Here is a 24,643-nt window from a genome sequence, read left to right as displayed (position 1 = left end):
TCCCATGCTGAGTGCTGAACACTATCGCCAGATCCTCGACCACAGCAGCGACGTACACTGGATGCTGGACTGCGATAGTGGCCAGCTGCTGTACGTCAGCCCTTCTGCTGAAAAGCTGTTTGGCTACATGCCGGACCGCGCTCAGCAGGTTGCGGCCGACTTGATGGGCGAACTGCCGGAACGGCTGGAAGCCTACACCTCCGGCGATACCACGCGCCGCCATACCGTGCGCGATGCGGAAATGACGGGCCGCGACGGTGTGATGATCCCGGTCGAAATCGAATCGACCCTGGTGCCCGACGTCGATAGCGGCGTGCTGCGCCTGGTCGGCACGGTGCGCGATATCCGCGATCGCATCGAGCGTGAGAAGCAGCAAAAGAAATTCGCGTCGATGGTGTCGCACGAATTCCGCACGCCGCTCTCCACGATCGACGGTGCGATCCAGCGCCTGGAAATGACTTCGGCCAATGCTGATGAAAACACCAAGAAGCGCTACCGCAAGATACAGACGTCGGTCGACCGCTTGTTGGAGTTGATCAACGAATACCTGAGCCCTGAGCGCATGGCCAGCATTGGCCGCAAGCGCCAGGCCGACGAAATCTCGCCGGAAGCCTTGCTGGAAACGGCGGCCGAAGCCGCGCGCCAGCGTCGCGGCGACATCACGGTGCGTGCAGAAGGCTTGCCGCAATGGATGCGTTGCGATCCGCAGGGCATGCGTTTGTGTCTCGACATACTTTTAGATAACGCCCTCAAGTACACTAATGACAACGTTGCGATAGAATTGCAGGGTAGGAAAGCCAGCGAAGGCGGGGTTGAACTCCTCGTCATCGACCACGGCGCTCCCGTTCCGGATGATGAGCTAGGCAAACTCTTCGACAAGGGTTACCGAGGCAAGGCTGCCGCAGGGCATGCCGGTTCCGGCCTCGGCCTGTATATGGCCAGGAATGTTGTTGAGGTCCACGGCGGCACACTGTCTGTGGAAAATTTGCCTGAAAGCGGCAAGAAATTTCGGATTTGGCTCCCGGTCGCTGCTTAAGGCTTGCGCAGCCCGTGACCAACCGTGATAATTCTTCGACGCAAGCCCTAAACCCCGGCTCGCGACTGAATGGAAAATGGCGCATCAATGACGCAAATACTCATCGTGGAAGACAACCTGGAATACGCCGAAGAGATGGCGGATTTCCTGGCTGAACTTGGCCATGTAGTTCACACCACCAATAACGCCCAGGAAATGTGGTCCGCCCTCAGCCAGGGCACCGTGGGCGTTGTCGTGCTCGACCTGGGCTTGCCGGATGAGGATGGCTTCAATGTCATCCCGCGCATGCGCCAGCTGTACCCTCAGATCGGCCTGCTCGTGCTGACCGGCCGCGTGGCCTTCGACTCCCGCATCATGGGCCTGCGCCTGGGCGCCGACCATTACCTGACCAAGCCGATCAAGTTCCCGGAACTGGCCGCCCATATCGAGGCGCTGGACCGCCGCGTCGGCCCGCAGGAAGCCATCCCTGTTCCAAGCAAGTGGACCCTGAAGGTCTCGGCCCGCCAGCTGGAACTGCAGGGCCAGGCCATCACCCTGACCGAGAAAGAGTGCAATTTCCTGCACTTGCTGACCATTAACACCCGTCCGGTGCCGCGCCAGGTGATCGTGGCTGGCATTGGCGGCGACGATCCGGATGCCGGCCGCCGCGTCGACATGCTGGTGTATCGTTTACGCAAAAAGGCGCGTAGCGGCCTGGGCCAGGATTTGCCCCTGCGTTCGGCCTACGGCGAGGGTTACAGCCTGTCCGCCAGCTTCAATTTGTCTTAATAGGGACAGAGTCAAGCGAACTGGGTAGAATCGGGGTTTCCCGATCCTACCCTTTTTGTTTTCATGGCCCGTCTGCCTCGTCTCGTCGTTCCCAACCAGCCGCATTACATCATCCAGCGTGGCCTGAATGGCCAGGAAGTGTTCCTGGATGCTGAAGATTTCAGCAGTTTCATCGCGTGGATGCGCGCCGCCGCCCGCCAATACAAGGTGGCGGTGCATGCCTACACCCTTTTGCCGGGCGAATTGCACCTGCTAGCCTCTCCCAGCGACGAGGAAGGCCTGGGTGGCATGATGCAATGGATCGGGCGGCACTATGTCCCTTATTTCAACCAGAAATACTCCCGGGCCGGCACTCTGTGGCAGGGGCGCTATAAAACCTCGGTCATCGAGGCGGAGCGCTACTTCATTTCTTGCTCTAAATACATTGAATTCGCTGCGGTCCGAGCGCGACTGGCCGAAGGGCCGGAGCATTACCAGTGGTCGAGCTATCCACACCATGCGGGGATTCGCCAGGATGGGGCGGTGAACGATCATCCGATCTACTGGGCGCTGGGCAATACGCCGTTCCAGCGCGAGGCGGCCTATATAGAACTGGCGGCGCAGGGGCTGGCTGGAGTGGACCAGCGGGCAATCGAGAGCGCGGCGCTGAAAGGCTGGCCTTTGGGCAGCGACAAATGGAAGGCTGAACTGGAGCGGCGCATGAAGCGGCAGGTGCTGCCGGCTAAGCGGGGGCGGCCAGCCAAAACCGGTAAACCAGGGTCTGACCCGCAGGGTCAGATCCTTTAAGACGCGGCGGACGCGGGCCGAAAGTGCCTGGCCCTATGGGTCAGACACTGGTTTCCCGGTTTTGGCTGGCACTCTGTCCCCAATTAAATTCCCGCGCGACTGTCGCCGATTTAATTCGACTCCGACCCTATTTGTTTTTCTTGCGCGTTTTTGTGCACTGCATTACTCTGGATTTTCGTGACCAAAAATTCAGCGGAGAATCGCATGCAAGCGCAAGGTTTGTACAACCCAGCCAACGAACATGACGCCTGTGGCGTCGGTTTCGTCGCCCACATCAAAGGCAACAAGAGCCACTCGATCGTCGAACAGGGTCTGCTGATCCTGAAGAACCTGGACCACAGGGGTGCGGTCGGCGCGGACAAGCTGATGGGCGACGGCGCCGGCATCCTGATCCAGATTCCGGACCAGTTCTACCGCGACGAAATGGCCAAGCAGGGTGTCGAACTGCCGCCGCCAGGCGAATACGGCGTCGGCATGGTGTTTCTGCCGAAGGAAAATGCTTCCCGCATCGCTTGCGAACAGGAAATTGAACGCGCTGTGCGTATCGAAGGCCAGGTCGTACTGGGCTGGCGTAACGTGCCGATCGACTCGGAGATGCCGATGTCGCCCCGCGTCCGCGAAAAAGAGCCGGTCATCCGCCAGATCTTCATCGGCCGCGGCCAGGACGTGATGGTGACCGACGCGCTGGAGCGCAAGCTGTACGTCATCCGCAAATCGTCGGGCCACGCGATCCAGGCGCTGAAACTGATCCACGGCAAGGAATTCTTCGTGCCGTCCATGTCGGCACGTACCGTCGTGTACAAGGGCCTGCTGCTGGCCGACCAGGTGGGCGTGTACTACAAGGACCTGCAGGATCCGCGCTGCATCTCCGCGCTGGCGCTGGTGCACCAGCGTTTCTCGACCAACACCTTCCCTGAGTGGCCGCTGGCCCACCCATACCGCCTGATCGCGCACAATGGCGAGATCAACACCGTGAAGGGCAACTTCAACTGGATGCGCGCCCGCGAAGGCGTGATGAAGTCCGCCGTGCTGGGCGACGACCTGCAGAAGCTGTTCCCGCTGATCTATGAAGGCCAGTCTGACACCGCCTGCTTCGACAATGCGCTGGAACTGCTGCTGATGGCGGGCTATCCGCTGGCGCAGGCGATGATGATGATGATTCCTGAAGCGTGGGAAAACCACACGCTGATGGACGACAACCGCAAGGCCTTCTACGAATACTACGCATCGATGATGGAACCATGGGACGGCCCGGCCGCCATGGCCTTCACCGACGGCCGCTACATCGGCGGCACGCTGGACCGCAATGGCCTGCGTCCTGCCCGCTACATCGTGACCGACGACGACCTGGTGGTGATGGCGTCCGAATCGGGCGTGCTGCCGATCCCGGAATCGAAGATCATCCAGAAATGGCGCCTGCAGCCGGGCAAGATGTTCCTGATCGACCTGGAAGCCGGCCGCATCATCGACGACAAGGAACTGAAAGACACCTACGCCAACGCCAAGCCATACAAGGCATGGATCAACGCGGTGCGTATCAAGCTGGGCGAGCTCAAAATGAGCGAAAGCCAGACCGCTGCCAACGTGGCCAAGTACGGTCCGGCTGCCGGCGAGAAGCAGTCCGCATCGCTGCTGGACCGCCAGCAGGTGTTCGGCTATACCCAGGAAGACATGCGCTTCATCCTGGCGCCAATGGCAATTAACGGCGAAGAAGCTGTCGGCTCGATGGGCAACGACTCGCCGCTGGCCGTCACTTCCAACAAGCTGAAGCCGCTGTACAACTACTTCAAGCAACTGTTCGCGCAGGTAACCAACCCGCCGATCGACCCGATCCGCGAAGCGATGGTGATGTCGCTGGTGTCCTTCATCGGCCCGAAACCGAACCTGCTGGATACCAACAACGTCAACCCGCCGATGCGCCTTGAAGTGTCGCAGCCGGTGCTGGGCTTCGACGACATCGCGCGCCTGCGGACCATCAGCCAGCACACCGGCGGCAAGTTCAAGTCCTATGAGCTGAGCATCTGCTACCCGCTGGCCTGGGGCAAGGAAGGCGTGGAAGCTTCGCTGGCATCGCTGTGCGCGGAAGCCGTGGACGCGGTGAAGTCCGGCCACAACATCCTGATCATTTCCGACCGCACCGTCGGTCCGGACCGCGTGGCGATCCCGGCCCTGCTGGCAACGTCGACCATCCACCTGCACCTGGTGAGCAAGGGCCTGCGCGCCTCCACCGGCCTGGTGGTGGAAACCGGCTCCGCCCGCGAAACCCACCACTTCGCCCTGCTGGCCGGCTACGGCGCGGAAGCAGTCCACCCTTACCTGGCGATGGAATCGCTGGCCGAACTGGCGCACTCGCTGCCGGGCGACCTGACTCCGGAAACCGCCATCTACAACTACACCAAGGCAGTCGGCAAAGGCCTGATGAAGGTGATGTCGAAGATGGGCATCTCGACCTACATGTCCTACTGCGGCGCCCAGATCTTCGAAGCCGTTGGCCTGAACCGCCAGCTGGTCGACAAGTACTTCCGCGGCACCCAGTCGAACGTGGAAGGCATCGGCCTGTTCGAAGTGGCCGAGGAAGGCCTGCGCCTGCACAAGCTGGCCTTCGGCAATGACCCGGTGCTGGCGGACGCGCTGGATGCAGGCGGCGAATACGCGTACCGCGTGCGCGGCGAAGACCACCTGTGGACGCCGGACGCCATCGCCAAGCTGCAGCACTCGACCCGCTCCAACAACTACTCGACCTATAAAGAGTATGCACAGCTGATCAACGACCAGAGCAAGCGCCACCTGACCCTGCGCGGCCTGTTCGAATTCAAGATCGATCCGACCAAGGCAATCCCGCTGGACGAAGTGGAACCGGCCAAGGAAATCGTCAAGCGTTTCGCTACCGGTGCGATGTCGCTGGGCTCGATCTCGACCGAAGCCCACGCCACCCTGGCCATCGCCATGAATCGTATCGGCGGCAAATCCAACACCGGTGAAGGCGGCGAAGATCCACGCCGTTACAGCAATGAGCTGAGAGGCATCCCGATCAAGGTCGGTGCGACGCTGGCTTCCGAGCTGGGCAAGGACCAGGTTGAATCCGATATTCCGCTGCAGGAAGGCGACTCGCTGCGTTCGCGCATCAAGCAGGTGGCATCCGGCCGCTTCGGCGTGACCGCGGAGTACCTGAACTCCGCCGACCAGATCCAGATCAAGATGGCGCAGGGCGCCAAGCCGGGCGAAGGCGGCCAGCTGCCGGGCCACAAGGTGTCCGAGTACATTGCGCAGCTGCGCTTCTCGGTACCGGGCGTGGGCCTGATCTCGCCGCCGCCGCACCACGACATCTACTCGATCGAAGACCTGGCGCAGCTGATCCACGACCTGAAGAACGCCAACCCGCGCGCTTCGATCTCGGTCAAGCTGGTGTCGGAAGTCGGTATCGGTACCGTCGCTGCCGGCGTATCGAAAGCCAAGGCCGACCACATCGTGGTGGCCGGCCACGACGGTGGCACCGGCGCATCGCCGCTGTCCTCCGTCAAGCATGCCGGTACGCCATGGGAGCTGGGCCTGTCCGAAACCCAGCAGACCTTGGTGCTGAACGGCCTGCGCAGCCGTGTGCGCGTCCAGGCCGACGGCCAGATGCGTACCGGCCGCGACGTGGTGATCGCTGCCCTGCTGGGCGCCGACGAAGTCGGTTTCGCCACCGCACCGCTGGTGGTGGAAGGTTGCATCATGATGCGCAAGTGCCACCTGAACACCTGCCCGGTCGGCGTTGCGACCCAGGATCCTGAGCTGCGCAAGAAGTTCCAGGGCAAGCCTGAGCACGTGGTGAACTACTTCTTCTTCGTCGCCGAGGAAGCGCGCCAGCTGATGGCACAACTGGGCATCCGCACCTTCGACGAACTGATCGGCCGCGCCGACCTGCTGGACAAGTCGAAAGCCATCACCCACTGGAAGGCACAGGGCCTGGACTTCACCAATGTGTTCTACCAGCCGAAAGTGGACGACGGCAAGCTGATTTACCACACCGAAGAGCAGGACCACGGCCTGGACAAGGCACTGGACCTGAAGCTGATCGCACAAGCCAAGCCTGCGCTGGAAAAGGGCGAGCGCGTGTCCTTCATCTCGCCGGTGAAGAACGTCAACCGCACCGTCGGTACCATGCTGTCGGGCGAAGTGGCCCTGAAATACGGCCACGCCGGCCTGCCGGACGACACCATCCACATCCAGCTGCAAGGCACCGCAGGCCAGTCGGCTGCGGCCTTCCTGGCAGCGGGCATCACCATCGACCTGGTGGGCGAAGGCAACGACTACGTGGGCAAGGGCCTGTCGGGCGGCCGCATCATCGTGCGCCCGAACACCGAGTTCCGCGGCTGGGCCGTGAACAACATCATCGTTGGCAACACCGTCATGTACGGTGCAGTTGCCGGCGAAGCCTTCATCAACGGCGTGGCTGGCGAGCGTTTCGCTGTGCGTAACTCCGGCGCCACCGCGATCGTGGAAGGCCTGGGCGACCACGGTTGCGAATACATGACCGGCGGTACCGTGGTCGTGCTGGGCGCCACCGGCCGCAACTTCGCGGCGGGCATGTCGGGCGGTATCGCCTACGTGTACGACCCGGACGGCGAATTCCACAGCAAGTGCAATATGTCCATGGTGAGCCTGGAAGAAGTGAAGGCGGCCGCCGACCAGCTGGTCGACAAAGCCACCTGGCATAGCCAGCATCGCAATGGCGAACCGGAGGCCGATGAAATCATCCTCAAACGCTTGATTGAGCGCCACTTCAAACACACCGGCAGCACGCGCGCGCGCCTGTTGCTCGACAACTGGAACGAGAGCCGTTCCAAGTTCGTCAAGGTGTTCCCGAGCGAGTACAAACGCGCCCTGGTGGAAATGGCAGACAACGCCGCGATCGAAGCGGAAACTCAAGCAATCGCTGCGTAAGAGAGGATCAGAAAAATGGGTAAGATCACCGGTTTCATGGAATTCCAGCGCCAGGAAGAAAGCTACCTGGCACCCGAGGCTCGCCTCAAGAACTACAAAGAATTCGTCATTCACCTGACCAACGACCAGGCCAAGGTACAGGGCGCGCGCTGCATGGACTGCGGCATCCCGTTCTGTAACTCGGGCTGCCCGGTCAACAACATCATCCCGGACTGGAATGACCTGGTCTATCGCGGCCACTACCGCGAAGCGCTGAACGTGCTGCACTCGACCAACAACTTCCCCGAGTTCACGGGCCGCATCTGCCCGGCGCCTTGCGAGAGCGCCTGTACCTTGGGCATCCACGAGCTGCCGGTCGGCATCAAGTCGATCGAACACAAGATCATCGATGAAGGCTGGGAGCACGGCTGGGTCGTGCCGCAGCCGGCCGAAGTCAAGACTGGCAAGAAGGTTGCCGTGGTCGGTTCCGGTCCTGCAGGCCTGGCCGCTGCGCAGCAGCTGGCGCGCGCCGGCCATGACGTGACCGTGTTCGAGAAGGCCGACCGCATCGGCGGCCTGCTGCGCTACGGCATCCCTGACTTCAAGATGGAGAAGCACCACATCGACCGCCGTGTCGAGCAGATGGAAGCAGAAGGCGTGAAGTTCCGCACCTCCGTCCTGATCGGCAAGGACTTCCCGGCCACCGTTGCCAACGGCTCCAAGGAAACCATCTTCCCGGAAGACCTGGAAAAAGATTTCGACGCCGTGGTGATGGCGGGCGGCGCCGAGCAGCCACGTGACCTGCCGGTGCCGGGCCGTGAACTGAAAGGCGTCCACTTCGCGATGGATTTCCTGCCGCAGCAGAACAAGGTCAACGCGGGCGACAAGATCAAGGACCAGATCAAGGCCACCGGCAAGCACGTGATCGTGATCGGCGGCGGCGATACCGGTTCCGACTGCGTTGGCACCTCGAACCGCCATGGCGCTGCCAGCGTCACCCAGTTCGAACTGATGCCGATGCCGCCGGAGCAGGAAAACAAGCCGCTGGTATGGCCGTACTGGCCGACCAAGCTGCGCACCTCGTCTTCGCACGAAGAAGGCTGCGAGCGTGACTGGGCCGTCGCCACCAAGCGTCTCGAAGGCAAGAACGGCAAGGTTGAAAAGCTGGTCGCCTGCCGCGTCGAATGGAAAGACGGCAAGATGACCGAAGTGCCGAACTCGGAATTCGAAATGAAGGCCGACCTGGTGCTGCTGGCCATGGGCTTCGTCTCGCCGGTGCAGCAGGTGTTGGACGCCTTTGGTGTCGACAAGGACGCACGCGGCAATGCCCGCGCCGCGACTGAAGGCGACAACAGCTACAAGACCAGCAAGCCTGGCGTGTTCGCAGCAGGCGACATGCGCCGTGGCCAGTCGCTGGTAGTGTGGGCGATCCGTGAAGGCCGTCAGTGCGCCCGCGCTGTCGACGAGTACCTGATGGGCACCTCGGTCCTGCCGCGCTGATCCCGCCTCACGTCAAGCGCACAGCCCAGTGCGCTTGACGAAGTTTTCCATGAGCGTAAACTGGCAGCACGCATTCAAAGCGAGGCTGCCATGCAGAACGAACCCTCCCGCAAGCAGAAGGGCGATACTGAAAGCCGACTGGCCCGCCTTGAAGCGACAGCGGAGCACCTCCTGACAGATGTTCGTGAACTCCGCGCTGATTTCCGGATGGTAATTAGTCTTCAAATTGCGACGATTGGCATGATTGTCACCGTGGGACTTGGCACTGCGGCATTGGTTGTGAAGGTGTTTGGCGGGAGCTAGCGGCTGCGTGGCAAATGGAACGAATAGTTCGCGCCCGCCAGCTCAAGCACGAGTTCAAGCTGTTCCCCCATGCGCTCGCGTGGTGGACCGGCCACGAAATCCAGGACTTTGGTGCCGCGGGCTACAGGCCCGTCCTGCAAGCAATGTTCCCAAATCTTGATCGGCTTATTCTGGCTGCTTCTGACGCTCTTCACTAATCGAAGGCTGATGCTGACATGATGCATCAGCTCAAGTGGCGGCGACCGCTGCCCGATCGCCGGGCTGAAATGGATGGACCCACGCAGCGGCGAAAGGCCGGTAATTTCGAGAACGGGCCGTCCAGCAAACCATCGATTCCGAAACTGCAGCCAGGTGAGCAGAATGAGACCCAGGCCAGCGATTGGGAACAGAAACGCTATCGCCGCCAGCGAAAGGCCGTTTGCGCGAATGTGTTCCAGCGCGATTGTGGCGAAAGGCCAGCTAAAGGAGTTCCAGGCCAGCGCAAAGACAAAAAGCAGCGCTGTGCCGTCTGTCCCTTCGAGCAGGATTGGCCGCCCTTCCCGGAGCCGGTCAGCCATCGTCTTGTTGCGCCCGGGACGCCACAGATTAAATATGTAGCCCCAGGCTGCCAGCCCGAAGCCGTTGAACAGCAGCGCAAATGGCAGGCTCCAGACAGTTGTTTCCCAATCCAGCGTACGGTTGAAAACGGCGCGCTCGGGGTGGCTGGGATCTACCCAGATGTCGACCAGGGATTGTCGCTGCTGAGAATTCTTTAACTCATCGTACAACTTGTCCTGGAAGCCGCCGTGAAGTTCCGGAGTGTCATAGAAGCTGGCCTGTCCGCCAACGAATTGGCGGCCTTCGAAAGTGTAGCGAAAGGAGGCCTTGGCCCGATACGTCGCGATTCTTTTCCTGCTGAGATGCTCGACCCGTTCCAATGATTCGACCCGGGCCGGTACTGCCACGGAAGTGCGGGAACGCCACCAATTCTCTCCGTGTTCATAGAGCGGCTTCACGCCGGCAACAAAGCCGAGGAGCGGAAAAAGGATCGCGAAAGCCAACGCGACGAGAGTCAGAGGCAGCCTGTCCATTTCCAAAGTATAGCTGGAGCCACACTTTCGTAGTTGTCCAATAGAAATATTTCTGCGTAACTGCCGGTAATGTTATAGGATGTCTGATGACATGGATTATTTGAACAAGGTTGTCCTACATGTCAATTCCCTCAACAATTTTTCGGAGATATCTAGGCTATGAAGAAAAGCTTCATTTGCGGCGCCCTGATGTTGATCTATTCCGCCGGCTCATTCGCGGCCGATTGGCCCAGTGGCTATTCCAAATGCGCTGACCAGGGCGGTACCTGCAAGGTCGGCACCAGCAGTCGACAGGTTTCCTATGGCATCAAGGACAAATGGGTCGTCAAGACGCTCGCTGGCGACATCCTGTGCGCTACCAGCACGTTTGGCAGCGATCCTTCTCCAGGCGTGACCAAGAAGTGCGCCGTGGGTCCCCTGTCCAGCACCACGCCAACGCCGACCCCGACGCCAACCCCGGACCCTACCCCTGCACCAGCGCCGGCAGCTAACGCCACCAAGGAAGCCGCACCTTCCACTGGTTGGGCAGGTCAAGGTGGCGGCACCACCGGCGGCGCAGCAGCACCGGCATCGGCCATCTACCTGGTCAACACTGGGTCGCAACTGGTCGCTGCCCTGAAAGCGCAGGGCAACAATCCGAAGATCATCAAACTGCAGGGCACCATTAACATGGCCGCGGCCGACAATGGTGGTCCATTCACCAGCGCCACCGACGAGGGACTGCGCCTGCAGATCAAACCAGGCAGCAACACCACCCTGATCGGTGTCGGCAACGACGCCCGCCTGGTGAACGGCAACATCGTGCTGAACGGCGTGCAGAACGTCATCGTGCGCAATCTCACGATCCAGAACCCATGCTCGCTCTACCCGGTCTGGGATCCGAACGATGGCAGCAGCGGCAACTGGAACTCGGAATACGATGGCATCACCATCTCGAACTCCCGCAATGTCTGGGTCGACCACAACGTCTTCACTGACGGCTCGATCACTGACGACAAGCTGCCAGTCGAAAATGGCAAGGTCAAGCAATGCCACGACGGCGCGCTGGATGTGAAGAACGGCTCAGACTACGTGACCGTGTCGAACAACCGCTTCGAACTGCACCAGAAGAACAACCTGATCGGTTCTTCTGACAGCAAGACCACTGACGACGGCCACCTGACCGTAACCTTCCACAACAACCACTTCCTGAATGTGGCGGAACGCGGCCCGCGCGTACGGTTCGGCAAGGTGCACCTGTATAACAACTACTTCGAGGGCTCGCGTTCGCACGCTGTCTACCCGAACCATTACAGCATTGGCGTCGCCTACAAGGCCAAGATCATCTCGCAAAACAACGCATTTGATATCGCTGGCGCCTCGAGCTGCCCGCAGGTCGTGACCAACCCTGGCTCGTCCAGCAAGACCGGCGCGATCACGGATGCCGGTTCGCTGTTGAACGGCGCAGCGCTCAACCTGTCGACCAAGTGCAGCTTCAGCAACCAGGTCGGCTGGAGTGTGCCGTATTCGGTTTCACCATTGGCCGCGTCGGCTGTTAAGGCATCGGTCTTGAGTAACGCAGGCACCGGCAAGATCACGGTGAACTGATCTTCACACCCGTCAAGTGCACAGCCCAGTGCGCTTGACGATCTTCCTCATGAGCGTAAACTCGGTGCATGCATACCAAAGCGAGGCGGCTGATGAATGGCGACCCCACGCGTAAGCCGAATGGTGACGTTGAAAACCGAGTGGTGCGGCTCGAAGTTTTCACTGAAAACCAGTCAGAATTGTTAAGCCAGTTCAGGGACGATACACGAGAGAACTTTCGCGACTTTCGGGCGGAGGCCAGGGAGAATTTCCGCGACGTTCGGGCGGAGATTCGCGGTGTCCGCGTCGAAATTCGCATCCTCACAGGCATGCTATTTACCGTCGTGCTGGGGGTGGTCGCAATCCTGGCTAAGGTCTATGGCGCATAACTTCGTTTGAAGGCTAACCAGGACCAGGTGACGCCCGCTTGGCAATTAAGTGGCTGTATTGACGGCATGCGGGCAATCAGCGTCATCTCAAGGCCGAACGACTTTGCCAATTCGATAGTGTCATCGGCAGAAATCTCGAAAACTCGCCGATTAGCAGGAGCCAGGCCGTGCCTGATCGATATGACGAGGACCGCGGCAGATTTGAGTAAGGGCACAATGTTGGACATTGCCAGCCTTCTTTCATCTGTAGTGGTCGCGATCTGATCGGACAGTGACCCGGTTTGGACATCGGCGCTGTCAGATCAAATTCCGTCGTTCAGTGCGATGATTTTATCGCGCCACGCCTCCTTTCCGTCAATTAGAGTTTGCATCGGCGTCCGGCCACAGCACATCTTCCCTTGATGCGTGCGCTCGTTGTTGTAGTAGCGAAGCCATTCGTCGACGTCCGCCTGCAGTTCATCGATGCTCCGATAGATCCTGCGTCGAAACGCCACCTGGTAAAACTCCTGCAGGATGGTCTTGTGGAAGCGCTCACAGATACCGTTGGTCTGAGGGTGTCGGACTTTGGTCTTGGTGTGTTCGATTTCGTTCAGCGCCAGATACAGCTGGTAATCGTGCTTCTCCGGCTTCCCGCAGTATTCGGTACCTCGGTCGGTGAGGATCCGGATAACGCCCATCCCTTGTTCCTCCATAAACGGCAAGACCCTGTCGTTAAGAAGATCTGCCGCAGTAATCGGGGTCTTCGTGCTGTACAACTTGGCGGCAGCCCACTTGGAGTAAGTGTCCACGAAGGTCTGCTGATAAATCCGTCCGACGCCTTTGATCGTGCCGACGTAAAACGTGTCCTGACTTCCGAGATAGCCAGGATGTGCAGTCTCAATCTCGCCAAAGGCAACGTCATCTTCTTGCTTGCGCTCGAGTGCTACCACCTGCGCCTCTGTCAGTACATCCCCGGTTTCCGCAACGTGCCGCTCAAGCGCAGAAAGGCGCTTCCTAAAGGACTCCAGGTCATGCCGCAGCCAAATTGACCTGACGCCCGATGCCGAGACGAAGATGCCGCGCTTGCGTAGCTCATTGGACGTCCGAACTTGACCGAATGCCGGCTGTTCCAACGAAAAGCCTACTACGGCCGTCTCGATGGCTTCATCGACGCGATTCTTGACGTTGGGCTTCTTGCGATTGGCGTCGATGAGCGCGTCCACGCCGCCAGTCTCCATGGCAGACTGATAGCGATAGAAAGTGTCACGGGAAAAGCCCATCACCTTGCAGGCGCGGGACACGTTGCCAAGTTCGGCGGCCAGATTCAGCAGGCCGACCTTGTGTTTAATGACGTTCTGAGGAACACTACGCATGGGGTTACTCCTTTGCGCTAACGCGCAGGTTTAATAAAGATTCGCACCTCTATCAAACCGGGTAACCCCACCCTTGGCAAGGCCTTACTGTACGATCAGATCTGAACTACTACATTTCATCTGGCGCAAGGTGGCCCCAAACCGCGCTAATCAACACAGCATCGAATTCCTTTTCGCGTTGCGCGATCTTTACCAATCCTGGAAGGCTGTCATCAATCCATTCGATCCGGCGCGAGGGATGAAGCTTGATGCCAGCATCCCGGAATGCGGTGACAGGCTCTATGGCCACGACATCGTGGCCAAGCTCGGCAAGCCAGGAAGAATCCACACCCGTTCCGGCACCGATATCCAGGATTGTGCTTGGTGCCGCAGGAATTAGATGAGAGACAGCCCGATATTTATCGACGAAGGAAACGCTTTCATAGCGCGGGATCAGCCACGCGGCATCTTCAGCATAGCCTTCGGTTCCTGGAACCGTGATAGCGCGCATTGGGTTCACGTCTATTCAAACATGGGTTAGCTTTAGGAGAGCAGTGCCACCAGCGCGGTAGGATGAAAGTGCCAGCCGACCAAACCGCATAGGCCCATAAAGACTCCGAAGGCCGTCGGGACCTTTGGTTCCCTATCAGGTTAGCGACGGGTGTCGTTATCGCGACAGCTCAACGTTGCGTATCGCCCTTTGCGCAGCGCCGTCTTGTTTCGCACGCCGCGCAACCCTTCCTTGACGCTTACGTTGTCATCGAATGAGCACATGTTAGCTTCGGCAAATTTTTCCAGGTTGTGTGGGCTCCCATTGAGCCTGACCGTGACGCCAGCTCCCGGATTGACACAGCAACCAATAAACTTCGACATGTACTCCTCTTCGATGACGACGAGGTCATGTCCCATGAAAGAAGCCGGTTTCTTCACCTGATAGTAATCTGTATAGTCCCAGCGATCGTTTGGCCGCTTGTTCACGACTCCTTCACGCATATACGCTTGAATGGCTTTGCCAGAGTCTCGGGTACGTTCGGTTGTGCCGGGTTTAAGGCGAAGCGCGTTCGCCAGGCCCTCTTCCAGTTCACGGTCGCTAGCAGCAGATGCAAGTGCTGCATGGGCCGCTAGAAAAAATAACAGCAAGATCCGTTTGTACATAGCGCCATCTCTCCTTTAGAACTTCGCAGCGATGCTCATGCCGATGCTGCGCGGCGCCAAGCGGTAGCCCTGAACGATCGAGGCGACTTGCGGGTGCTGGATTGCCTTGTCTTCGTCAAAGGCGTTCTTCACGAATGCGGTCAATTGATAGCGGTCAATCGAAATGCCGGCGCTGAAGTTAGCCGTGTGGTAAGAAGGACGCTCGTAGTCGGTCTGCTCGGGGTTGAGCGAGCCTTTGCTAGGACCGACCCACTGCACTCCGCCCATCACAAATGCGCTACGGCCGCCGGCGGTCGAGAAGTTGTACTGCGCGGTGAGGGTGCCGTTGTACTTCGGCACGCCCTGCACTTGCGCGCCTTTGACTGCGCCGACTACGCCGTTGGCGATGCCGTCGTCGTTCGACAGTTCAGCCTTTACGTAGCCGCCGGCTGCACTCAGGGTCAGCCCGGCCATCGGCTTGGCCTTGACGTCGAATTCGAAGCCCTTGCTGGTGGCGTTGCCGGCATTGGCATTGTACGAGTAGGCGCAGGTCGGCAAGTACACGCCTTGCTGGATGTTCTTCCACTTCACGTAGAACACGTCGGCGTTGACGGCGACGCGGCCTTGCATGAAGCGCGATTTGCTGCCGACCTCATAGCTCCACAGGCTGTCCGAGGCATAGGTTGGCGGGCCTGCAGTCAGGCCGTTTTCTTCCAGGTCCGGACCGCAGGTGGTTGGCGGCACGAATACATTGGAGCCGCCGAGGCGGAAGCCTTTGGCGACAGAGCCGTAGATGGTGTGGTCAGGCGAAGCTTCCCAGGTCACCGCGTATTTCGGAGTGAAGGCATGCGACGACAGATTGGTGGTGCTGTTGTTGCCTGCTCCGGCCAGGTAGAGGCTGTTGCGCTGGGCAAGCGCGGACTTGCCCTTCAGGTAGCGCGCGCCAATGGTGGCATGCAGCGCCGGCGAGAAGTAGTAATTTACTTCGCCGAAGATTGAGTGCTGTTTTTCGCGGTAGTGGAATTCGCCGGCAAATGAGTTATCGTTCGGGAAGGCGCCGGGATATGAGTCCGGCAGCAAGTCCGGATCGGCGCTGGAGAAGCCGAACCTGGTGAAGGTGTCGTTGACGCCGAAGATCGGGTCGTTCTCATTCAGGTTGGTATGCTGGTTGGAGAAGTAATAGCCAGCCAGCCAGGTTACCGGCGAGCCGCCTGCCGCATAAGGCTTGGACGCCAGGCGGAACTCCTGCGAGATCTGGCGCACTGCGTTATTCAGGTACACAGCCGACGGCAGGCCTGCAATCGCTTCGATCAGTTCGGGCGGGGCCTTGCCGCCATCGTCGGTCGAGGTCAGGAAGGTCGACAGCGAGTAACTGTTGTAGGCCGAACCGTTCTGGGTGCGGTCGAATTTGCGTTGGAAGTAGCTGGTGCTCGAGGTCAGGTCGGCTCCGCCCAAGTCCCAGTTGACGGCCAGGTTAGGCGTCAGCAGCTTGTCGATGGATGGCTCGCGTACCTGCTTTTGCGCCTGGTAGGGCGGGCGATCCAGGTTGAAGGCCGCGATATCCTTGGCGTCCACGCGCTGGTAGTAAATAGAAGGCGTGATGGTCAGGTCGCGCGTCGGCGCCCATTTCAGCGCAACGCGCAGCTCCTGGTCGTTGATCTTGTTGATATCGCTGGCCAGTACTTTGCCATCGCCGTCGACCTGGTCGATGAAACCACCGGAGCGCTGGGCTTGTGCGCCGATGCGCAGCGCCAGTTCGTTGTCGATGAGCGGGAAGTTGCCGACCACATTGGTGGAATAGCCCGGGCTGCCGCCTTTGGTGGACGAGGCTTCGGCGTAGGCCGTGACTTCGCGCTCCTTCAGGTCCGGTTCGTTCGGCACGAACTTGATGGTGCCGCCCATCGAACTGGCGCCGTACAGCGTGGCTTGCGGACCGCGCAGCACTTCGACGCGGTCAATGTCGAAGAACTTCGGCTCCACCGTCCCCATGGTGTACAGGTTGCCGACGGTGAGCGACACGTCGCCGAGGTAGATGCCGACGGTGGCCTGGCCGGCTGCGGAACTGATGCCGCGAATTTCGATATTGGAAGTTCCCGGACCGGCGCCGCCATTGCCGGTGGCGGCGGTGAAGGAAATATTCGGCACGGCCCGCGTCAGGTCGGTGAAATCGTCCACCTGCTGCGACAGCAGGGACGAGCCGCTGATGGCGGAAATACTCATCGCCACCTTGTTCGGGTCTTCCTTGCGCTTTTGCGCAGTCACGGTGACCACTTCGATCTTGTCGCTATCCGCCAAGGCCTGGGCCGAGATAGCCGCCAGGGAGCACGCAACGACCGTCCGACGAATTTTCATGCCTTTTTTCCTATGAATGAGCCAAAGTTATTAAAATAGCAGGAATTTGCTGCCTTGCAGCACTGAACACCAATCAACAAGCGTTTCAATTTGTAAATTGCTGACTTTGCGGTTATTAGTGTTGTAAAATTTGCCTCTTTAGCTGTGCCACCTGGGCCGCTACGGCGCGCCAAGCAGAGATAAGCGTTTCTGAATTACAATGTGGCCTCAAGAACAAAGAGCGACATCCGTGTCAAATTTAGTCGAAATCCGGGACTTACACTTCAGCTATGGAAAACGGGCCATCCTGTCCGGCCTCCATATGGACTTTCCTCGCGGGAAGGTGGTAGCTGTCATGGGTGGCTCCGGCAGCGGCAAAACCACTGTCCTGCGCTTGGTCGGCGGCCAGATCCGCCCGCAAAAAGGTACCGTCAGCGTGGAGGGTCAGGTCGTTCACCAGCTGAAGACCAAGGAACTCTACGTGCTGCGCCGCAAAATGGGCATGCTGTTCCAGCATGGCGCGCTGTTCACCGACCTGACCGTGTATGAAAACGTGGCTTTCCCGCTGCGCGAACATACCGACCTGCCGGAAGAACTGATCCGCGACCTGGTGCTGATGAAGCTGCATTCGGTCGGCCTGCGCAACGCTGCCAAGCTGAAGCCCGGCGAAATTTCCGGCGGCATGGCGCGCCGTGTGGCGCTGGCGCGCTCGATCGCGCTCGACCCTCAATTGATCATGTACGACGAGCCGTTCGCCGGCCTCGACCCGATCTCGATGGGCGTGACCGCCAACCTGATCCGCAACTTGAACGATGCGCTCGGTTCGACCACGATCCTGGTCTCGCACGACGTCAAAGAGTCGTTCCAGATTGCCGACTATGTGTATTTCCTGTCGCAGGGCAAGATCGTTGCCCACGGCACTCCGGCAGACATGATGGTTTCGACTGATCCTTACGTGAAGCAATTCGTGCACGCGGAAGCGGATGGCCCGGTGCCATTCCACTATCCGGGCAAATCGCTGGCCGAAGACCTGGGCCTGGGAGCACGCAAATGATGCGCCGTTTCCTGCTGAGCGTGGGTGGTGGCGCACGCGACTATGTGGAAAGCATCGGCCTTTCCGCACGTACCTTCTTCACGATGCTGGGGCTGTCGCCTGGCCTGCTGCGCCGTCCGCGCCTGCTGGTCGAGCAGCTTCATGTGATCGGTAACTATTCGCTGCTGATCATTATCCTGTCCGGCCTGTTCGTCGGCATGGTGCTGGGCCTGCAGGGCTATTACACCCTCAACAAATACGGCGCTTCCGAATCGCTGGGCTTGCTGGTCGCGCTGGGCCTGACCCGCGAACTGGGACCGGTCATCACGGCCCTGCTGTTCGCCGGCCGCGCCGGTACGTCGCTGACCGCGGAGATCGGCCTGATGAAGGCGGGCGAACAGCTGTCCGCCATGGAGATGATGGCTGTGAACCCGATCCAGCGCGTGCTGGCGCCGCGTTTCTGGGCTGGCGTGATCTCGGTTCCGCTGCTGACCGGCATGTTCAGCGCGGTCGGTATCCTGGGCGGCTACCTGATCGGCGTTGGGCTGATCGGTGTCGACGAAGGGGCGTTCTGGTCGCAGATGCAGGGTGGCGTGGACGTGTGGAAAGACGTATTCAATGGATTCGTGAAAAGTGTGGTGTTCGGTGTAGCCATCACCTATATCGCGCTGTACCAGGGCTATGAAGCCCAGCCTACCCCGGAAGACGTTTCCGGTGCGACGACGCGCACCGTGGTCATCTCTTCGCTGATGATCTGGTGGCTCGACTTCATGCTGACGGCGCTGATGTTTAGCAAATAGCAAGTAACAACCGGGGTCAGCTCCTGACATGCGACACGCGCAGCGTGTTGTATGTTTGGCCCTGACACCGCTGATTATAGGATTCGATATGCAACGTAAATCTCTCGACGTTTGGGTTGGTCTGTTCATTGTGATGGGCGCTGCCGCCCTCATGTTCCTGGCACTCAAGGCCGGCAACCTCGGCTCGATGACCATGGGCAAGACCTACCAGGTGACCGCTCGTTTCGACAACATCGGCTCGCTGCGCCCGCAGGCTGCCGTCAAGGCGTCCGGCGTGGTGGTTGGCCGTGTCGCGTCGATCGGTTTTGACGACAAGGTGTATAAAGCCGTGGTGACGCTGGATATGGAAGAGGGCTTCAAGTTCCCTAAAGACAGCTCGGCCAAGATCCTGACCGCCGGCCTGCTGGGCGAGCAGTATATCGGCATCGAAGCCGGCGGCGACGAGAAGAACCTGGTGGCTGGCGACCGTATCGCCCGCACCCAGTCCGCAACCGTGCTGGAAGACCTGATCAACCAGTTCATCTATAGCAAGGCAGCCGAAGGAAAGGACTCCCAATGAGCAAATTCCGTACACTTGCCCTGAGCCTGGCCGTCGTTGGCACGCTGAGCGGCTGCGCCGGTCCAAACCCGCGCGATCCGTTCGAAGGCTATAACCGTGCCGTGTTCAACTTCAACGACAAGGTGGACGAGTACGCGCTGAAGCCGACCGCCACCGTCTACAAGAACGTCACCCCCGGCTTTTTCCAGACCGGCGTGAGCAACTTCTTCGGCAACCTGGCTGACGTCTGGACCGCCGCCAACAACCTGTTGCAAGGCAAGGTTGGCGATGGCATGTCGGACTTGATGCGCGTGGCCTTCAACTCGACCTTCGGCCTGCTGGGCGTGCTCGATATTGCTTCCGAAGCAGGTTTGCAAAAACATAAAGAAGATTTCGGCCAGACCCTGGGCTCCTGGGGCGTGCCGTCCGGCCCCTACCTGATGCTGCCGCTGCTGGGCCCATCCACCGTGCGCGATACTGCCGCCCTGCCGGTGGATATCAGCGCCGATCCATGGCAATACAAAGATCCTGTCAACGTGCGCAACATCGGCACCGTTACCCGTGTTGTGGATCAGCGTGCAGCTCTGCTGGACGCCTCCACACTGCTGGAAGATGCCGCCCTCGACCGTTACGAGTTCATCCGTGACGGTTGGATGCAGCGCCGTAACAGCCAGGTTTACGATGGCGAAGACGGTCCGAAGGACAAGCAGAAGCAGCCTGAAGTGGAGGACGAGGCGCCAAAGCAGCCTCAGGCTATAATGCCGGAACCGGCTGAAACCAAACCCAGCCTGTGATCCGGAACACAACCCTACATAGGTAAAGAACAATGAAATTGATCAAACAACTGATCGCGGTCGCAACTGTAGCTTTCGCTACCAGCGCATTTGCCGCTCCTGCTCCTGCCAATGAAGCGCCGGACGCGCTGGTCAAGCGCATCAGCTCCGAAGTGCTGGAAACCGCCAAGTCCGACAAGGACATCCAGGCCGGCAACCAGAAGAAAGTCATGGACCTGGTGGAAACCAAGATCCTGCCTTACGTCGACTTCCAGCGCATGACCTCGCTCGCGGCCGGCCGCTACTGGCGTGAAGCTACCCCTGAACAGCAAAAGCAACTGGCTGCCGAATTCCGTACCCTGCTGATCTTCACCTACTCGGGCGCGCTGTCCCAGGTGAAAGACCAGACCGTCGATTTCAAGCCTATGCGTTCGTCCCCAGGCGACACTGAAGTGGAAGTGCGTTCCCAGGTGAACCAGACGCGTGGCGAGCCGATCCAGCTGAACTACCGCGTTGCCAAGACCGACGCCGGCTGGAAGATCTATGACATCAACGTGCTGGGCGCCTGGCTGGTGGAAGCCTACAAAGGCACTTTCGCTTCGGAAATCTCGAAGGGCGGCATCGACGGCCTGATCAAGACCCTGTCCGAAAAGAACAAGAAGCTGGCTTCCAAGCCGCTGAAGACCGCAGGTAAATAATGCCTGATACCACTGTTTCCAATCAGCTGTCGCTGAAGTCGCTGACCGTGGCCAACGCCACGGAGGCACTGGCACATGGTTTGGCTGCGCTGCGCGCCGGCCAGACCGTGTTCGACCTGAGCCAGGTGGAAGCCGTGGACTCCGCTGCCGTGTCAGTCATGCTGGCATGGCAGCGCGCTGCCGCCCAAAGCGGCATCAAGCTGGAACTGCGCAACCTGCCAGAACAGCTCCAGAGCTTGACCAAGCTCTACGGCGTGTGCACGCTCGTGTCGCCCGCCGACCTGCATCATCATTGACCCCCGCCTCACCCCCTGCGTAGTAACAGCGGTATCAGGGGCCAACAGGCTTCGCCTGTCAGCACCTGACACCGGAAATCCTGGTAACTAAATACGGGTTCAACGAGCCCGAACCAAAATTCCAATATAATTGACCGTCTACCGCGCCTGATGAGCGCGCGCCTTTACAACGGTCATCGTTGTCCCAGTTATCTATACAAGTAAGCATGACAGCAATCGAAATCAGCAACGTCCAGAAGCGCTACAAGGCGCTGCAGGCGCTTGGCGGCGTGTCCCTGAAAATCGAGGAAGGCGAGTTCTTTGGCTTGCTTGGGCCGAACGGGGCCGGCAAGACGACCCTGATCTCCATCATCGCCGGCCTGATCCGCGCCGATGCCGGCAGCGTCAAGATCCACGGCCATGACGTGGTGTCCGATTTCCGCGCAGCGCGGCGCAAACTGGGCGTGGTGCCGCAGGAACTGGTATTCGATCCCTTCTTCACGGTGCGCGAAACGCTGCGCCTGCAGTCCGGCTACTTCGGCCTGGGCAACAACGACAAGTGGATCGACGAGGTGATGGAGGAGCTGGGCCTGGCCAACAAGGCCGACACCAATATGCGCGCGCTGTCCGGCGGCATGAAGCGCCGCGTGCTGGTGGCCCAGGCCCTGGTGCACAAGCCGCCCGTCATCGTGCTGGACGAACCGACCGCCGGCGTCGACGTGGAATTGCGCCAGACCCTGTGGCAGTTCATCACGCGCCTGAATCGCGAAGGCCACACGATCGTGCTGACCACGCACTACCTGGAAGAAGCGCAAGCCATGTGCAAGCGCGTCGCCATGCTCAAGCTGGGCAAGGTGGTGGCGCTGGACACCATGTCGCAATTGATTCGCCGCATCTCCGGTTCGCAGCTGGTGCTGCACCTGCCGCACAACTCCCTGCCGGAAGACCTGCAGCCGCTGCTGAACCATCCGCCGGAAGACAACAAATACAGCCTGCGCATCAACGATTACGCGGAGGTCGAAGGCATCCTGGCCCGCTTGCGCCAGGGCGGCATCAGCATCGACGAGATGCAGCTGCAGCAGGCCGACCTGGAAGACATCTTCCTGCAAATCATGGACGAGAACATCGTATGATCACCACCGGTTTCCGCACCCTGGTCTACAAAGAGACGCTGCGCTTCTACAAGGTAGCGACGCAAACGATCGCCGCGCCGATCCTGACCGCCATGCTGTACCTGCTGATCTTCGGGCACGTGCTGTCGGGCCGCGTCGAGGTGTATCCGGGCGTGACCTATACCGCCTTCCTGATCCCGGGCCTGGTGATGATGAGCGTCCTGCAGAATTCATTCGCCAACTCCTCGTCCTCGCTGATCCAGTCCAAGATCACCGGCAACCTGGTGTTCGTGCTGCTCACGCCTTTGTCGCACTGGGAGATCTTTTCCGCCTACGTGCTGGCCTCGATGGTGCGCGGCATTACCGTGGGCTTTGGCGTGTTCGCGATTACCGCCTGGTTCGCGCACCTGAGCTTCACCGCGCCGCTGTGGATCCTGGTGTTTGCCCTGCTCGGTGCTGCCATCCTCGGCACCATGGGCCTGATCGCCGGCATCTGGGCCGAGAAGTTCGACCAGCTTGCTGCTTTCCAGAATTTCCTGATCGTGCCGCTGACCTTCCTGGCCGGCGTGTTCTATTCGATCCATTCGCTGCCGCCATTCTGGCTGGCCGTCTCGCACGCGAACCCGTTCTTCTACATGATCGACGGCTTCCGCTACGGCTTCTTCGGGCAGTCCGACGTGAACCCATGGATCAGCGTCGCCATCGTCTCCGCCTTCCTGGTGGTGCTGGCGCTGCTCGCTATCAAACTCCTGCGCAGCGGCTACCGCTTGCGCCACTGATTTATTGAGGAATTCAAAGTGACCACAACTCCAGAAGCAATCCACAGCTACATCGCTGCCGGCCTCGAATGCACCCACCTGCAAGTGGAAGGCGACGGCCAGCACTTCCAGGCCGTGATCGTGTCGCCTGCCTTCGCCGGCAAACGCCTGATCCAGCGCCACCAGCTGGTGTATGCCGCGCTGGGCGACCGCATGCGCGAAGAGATCCACGCACTGTCGATGAAAACCCTGACCCCAGAAGAATTCCAAGGATAAGAACAATATGGACAAACTGCTCATCACCGGCGGCAAGCGCCTGGTCGGCGACATCAAGATTTCCGGCGCCAAGAACGCTGCCCTGCCTATCCTGTGCGCGGGCCTGCTGACCGCGGGCGACCTGGAACTGACCAATGTGCCGCTGCTGCACGACGTGGCGACCATGCTCAAGCTGCTGCGCCAGACCGGCCTGTCGGTTGAGCAGGACGGCGAGAAGGTCACGCTGAACGGTTCTAAGATCGACAAGTACGAAGCGCCGTATGAGCTGGTAAAGACCATGCGCGCATCGATCCTGGTCCTGGGGCCGCTGCTGGCCCGCTTCGGCGAAGCCAAGGTGTCGCTGCCGGGCGGCTGCGCGATCGGTTCGCGCCCTGTCGACCAGCACATCAAGGGCTTGCAGGCGATGGGCGCCGAGATCACGATCGACGGCGGCTATATCTACGCCAAGTGCAAGAAGCTGAAAGGCGCGCGCATCGTGACCGACATGATCACCGTGACCGGTACCGAGAACCTGCTGATGGCGGCCACCCTGGCCGAAGGCGAGACCGTGCTGGAGAATGCCGCGCGCGAGCCTGAGGTGACCGACCTGGCCCACCTGCTGGTGGCCATGGGCGCCAAGATCGAAGGCATCGGCACCGACCGCCTGGTGATCCAGGGCGTGCAGGAACTGCACGGCGCCAAGCATGACGTGATCTCCGACCGTATCGAAGCGGCGACCTTCCTGTGCGCGGTGGCGGCGGCAGGGGGCGACATCACGATCCGCAATACGCGCACCGACATCTTCGACGTGGCGCTGGACAAGCTGCGCGAGATGGGCGTGGAGCTGACCGTGGGCGACAACTGGATCCGCGCGAAAATGGACCAGCGTCCAAAGCCGGTTTCCTTCCGCACCACCGAATACCCGGGCTTCCCGACCGACATGCAGGCGCAGTTCATGGCGGTGAACCTGATCGCCAGCGGCAGCAGCAAGGTGACCGAAACGATTTTCGAGAACCGCTTCATGCACGTGCAGGAAATGAACCGCCTCGGCTCGAAGATTTCCATCGACGGCAACACCGCCTACATCGACGGCGTCGAGCAGCTGATCGGCGCGCCCGTGATGGCGACCGACCTGCGCGCATCGGCTTCGCTGGTGATCGCCGGCCTGGCCGCCAAGGGCGAAACCCTGGTGGACCGCATCTACCACCTGGACCGCGGCTATGACCGCATGGAAGTGAAGCTGTCCGCCGTAGGCGCCAATATCACCCGCATCAAATAATCA

General features: G+C 60.1%; 23 protein-coding genes. 18 read left to right on the top strand and 5 right to left on the bottom strand.

The window, feature by feature from the left end:
• Window positions 1-4: 4 nt before the first annotated feature.
• From ACN9M3_RS00910 to ACN9M3_RS00885, 6 genes are all read left to right on the top strand, one after another.
• The gene (locus tag ACN9M3_RS00910; RefSeq protein ID WP_426166660.1) at window positions 5-1,036 is read left to right on the top strand and encodes a PAS domain-containing sensor histidine kinase; all 1,032 of its coding nucleotides are present in this window, start codon (window positions 5-7) and stop codon (window positions 1,034-1,036) included.
• Between the two features lie 87 nt (window positions 1,037-1,123).
• Complete coding sequence (locus ACN9M3_RS00905) at window positions 1,124-1,804, top strand: response regulator transcription factor (protein WP_055939590.1); 681 nt, start codon at window positions 1,124-1,126, stop codon at window positions 1,802-1,804.
• Between the two features lie 63 nt (window positions 1,805-1,867).
• Window positions 1,868-2,590 carry a transposase gene (locus ACN9M3_RS00900; protein ID WP_426319973.1) on the top strand — a complete coding sequence of 241 codons (723 nt, stop codon included), beginning with the start codon at window positions 1,868-1,870 and terminating at the stop codon, window positions 2,588-2,590.
• A 204-nt stretch (window positions 2,591-2,794) separates the two neighbouring features.
• Window positions 2,795-7,516 (top strand): glutamate synthase-related protein, encoded by a 4,722-nt coding sequence (locus ACN9M3_RS00895; RefSeq protein ID WP_426319971.1) that lies wholly within the window; start codon window positions 2,795-2,797, stop codon window positions 7,514-7,516.
• A 15-nt stretch (window positions 7,517-7,531) separates the two neighbouring features.
• A complete protein-coding gene (locus tag ACN9M3_RS00890; protein WP_426166651.1) occupies window positions 7,532-8,995 on the top strand; it encodes a glutamate synthase subunit beta in 1,464 nt (487 codons plus the stop codon).
• A 90-nt stretch (window positions 8,996-9,085) separates the two neighbouring features.
• On the top strand, window positions 9,086-9,298 hold the full coding sequence (locus ACN9M3_RS00885) for a hypothetical protein (RefSeq protein ID WP_426166649.1): 213 nt from the start codon (window positions 9,086-9,088) through the stop codon (window positions 9,296-9,298).
• Here the strand turns inward: ACN9M3_RS00885 and ACN9M3_RS00880 are convergent.
• Window positions 9,295-10,368 carry a DUF3592 domain-containing protein gene (locus ACN9M3_RS00880; RefSeq protein WP_426166647.1) on the bottom strand — a complete coding sequence of 358 codons (1,074 nt, stop codon included), beginning with the start codon at window positions 10,366-10,368 and terminating at the stop codon, window positions 9,295-9,297. The genes ACN9M3_RS00885 and ACN9M3_RS00880 overlap by 4 nt on opposite strands.
• 159 nt (window positions 10,369-10,527) lie before the next feature.
• On the opposite strand from ACN9M3_RS00880, the gene ACN9M3_RS00875 reads away from it, so the two are divergent.
• Together ACN9M3_RS00875 and ACN9M3_RS00870 are read left to right on the top strand one after the other, a co-directional pair.
• Window positions 10,528-11,955 carry a pectate lyase family protein gene (locus ACN9M3_RS00875; RefSeq protein WP_426166645.1) on the top strand — a complete coding sequence of 476 codons (1,428 nt, stop codon included), beginning with the start codon at window positions 10,528-10,530 and terminating at the stop codon, window positions 11,953-11,955.
• A 92-nt stretch (window positions 11,956-12,047) separates the two neighbouring features.
• Window positions 12,048-12,323 (top strand): hypothetical protein, encoded by a 276-nt coding sequence (locus tag ACN9M3_RS00870; protein ID WP_426319968.1) that lies wholly within the window; start codon window positions 12,048-12,050, stop codon window positions 12,321-12,323.
• Window positions 12,324-12,625: 302 nt separating this feature from the next.
• Here ACN9M3_RS00870 and ACN9M3_RS00865 read toward each other — a convergent pair whose 3' ends face one another.
• The 4 genes from ACN9M3_RS00865 to ACN9M3_RS00850 all read right to left on the bottom strand — a co-directional run bounded on the left by ACN9M3_RS00865 (window position 12,626) and on the right by ACN9M3_RS00850 (window position 17,140).
• Window positions 12,626-13,675, bottom strand: coding sequence for an IS481 family transposase (locus tag ACN9M3_RS00865; protein ID WP_426317908.1), 1,050 nt, complete (start codon window positions 13,673-13,675; stop codon window positions 12,626-12,628).
• A gap of 109 nt (window positions 13,676-13,784) precedes the next feature.
• Entirely contained in the window at window positions 13,785-14,165 is a 381-nt protein-coding gene (locus tag ACN9M3_RS00860; RefSeq protein ID WP_426319966.1) for a class I SAM-dependent methyltransferase, read from the bottom strand.
• A 140-nt stretch (window positions 14,166-14,305) separates the two neighbouring features.
• Window positions 14,306-14,809 (bottom strand): hypothetical protein, encoded by a 504-nt coding sequence (locus ACN9M3_RS00855; protein ID WP_426166639.1) that lies wholly within the window; start codon window positions 14,807-14,809, stop codon window positions 14,306-14,308.
• A 15-nt stretch (window positions 14,810-14,824) separates the two neighbouring features.
• Complete coding sequence (locus ACN9M3_RS00850) at window positions 14,825-17,140, bottom strand: TonB-dependent receptor (protein WP_426166637.1); 2,316 nt, start codon at window positions 17,138-17,140, stop codon at window positions 14,825-14,827.
• 229 nt (window positions 17,141-17,369) lie between these two features.
• Between ACN9M3_RS00850 and ACN9M3_RS00845 the strand changes: the two genes are divergently transcribed.
• The 10 genes from ACN9M3_RS00845 (at window position 17,370) to murA (ending at window position 24,640) form a co-directional block, all read left to right on the top strand.
• Entirely contained in the window at window positions 17,370-18,173 is an 804-nt protein-coding gene (locus ACN9M3_RS00845; protein ID WP_426166635.1) for an ABC transporter ATP-binding protein, read from the top strand.
• A complete protein-coding gene (mlaE, locus tag ACN9M3_RS00840) occupies window positions 18,170-18,952 on the top strand; it encodes a lipid asymmetry maintenance ABC transporter permease subunit MlaE (RefSeq protein WP_090435822.1) in 783 nt (260 codons plus the stop codon). The genes ACN9M3_RS00845 and mlaE overlap by 4 nt, the downstream gene beginning before the upstream one ends.
• Window positions 18,953-19,040: 88 nt before the next feature.
• Complete coding sequence (mlaD, locus tag ACN9M3_RS00835) at window positions 19,041-19,511, top strand: outer membrane lipid asymmetry maintenance protein MlaD (protein WP_426166633.1); 471 nt, start codon at window positions 19,041-19,043, stop codon at window positions 19,509-19,511.
• On the top strand, window positions 19,508-20,284 hold the full coding sequence (locus ACN9M3_RS00830; RefSeq protein WP_426166631.1) for an MlaA family lipoprotein: 777 nt from the start codon (window positions 19,508-19,510) through the stop codon (window positions 20,282-20,284). Before mlaD ends, ACN9M3_RS00830 begins: the two co-directional genes overlap by 4 nt.
• A gap of 32 nt (window positions 20,285-20,316) precedes the next feature.
• Window positions 20,317-20,961, top strand: a complete 645-nt coding sequence (locus ACN9M3_RS00825) for an MlaC/ttg2D family ABC transporter substrate-binding protein (RefSeq protein ID WP_426319962.1) — start codon at window positions 20,317-20,319, stop codon at window positions 20,959-20,961.
• Window positions 20,961-21,257, top strand: coding sequence for an STAS domain-containing protein (locus tag ACN9M3_RS00820; RefSeq protein WP_426166627.1), 297 nt, complete (start codon window positions 20,961-20,963; stop codon window positions 21,255-21,257). The genes ACN9M3_RS00825 and ACN9M3_RS00820 overlap by 1 nt, the downstream gene beginning before the upstream one ends.
• Before the next feature lie 206 nt (window positions 21,258-21,463).
• Complete coding sequence (locus ACN9M3_RS00815) at window positions 21,464-22,369, top strand: ABC transporter ATP-binding protein (protein WP_426166625.1); 906 nt, start codon at window positions 21,464-21,466, stop codon at window positions 22,367-22,369.
• Window positions 22,366-23,127 (top strand): ABC transporter permease, encoded by a 762-nt coding sequence (locus ACN9M3_RS00810; protein WP_155455822.1) that lies wholly within the window; start codon window positions 22,366-22,368, stop codon window positions 23,125-23,127. Before ACN9M3_RS00815 ends, ACN9M3_RS00810 begins: the two co-directional genes overlap by 4 nt.
• An 18-nt stretch (window positions 23,128-23,145) precedes the next feature.
• Window positions 23,146-23,382 (top strand): BolA family protein, encoded by a 237-nt coding sequence (locus ACN9M3_RS00805; RefSeq protein WP_055938984.1) that lies wholly within the window; start codon window positions 23,146-23,148, stop codon window positions 23,380-23,382.
• 7 nt (window positions 23,383-23,389) lie between these two features.
• Window positions 23,390-24,640 (top strand): UDP-N-acetylglucosamine 1-carboxyvinyltransferase, encoded by a 1,251-nt coding sequence (murA, locus tag ACN9M3_RS00800; RefSeq protein WP_426319958.1) that lies wholly within the window; start codon window positions 23,390-23,392, stop codon window positions 24,638-24,640.
• Window positions 24,641-24,643: the final 3 nt, after the last annotated feature.

The sequence above is a fragment of the Pseudoduganella sp. R-43 genome (genome assembly GCF_049913255.1).
In the GTDB taxonomy this organism is placed as follows: Bacteria; Pseudomonadota; Gammaproteobacteria; order Burkholderiales; family Burkholderiaceae_D; genus Rugamonas.
Note: the sequence above shows the minus strand (reverse complement) of the source record. Positions and strands in the feature narration are given on the sequence as shown.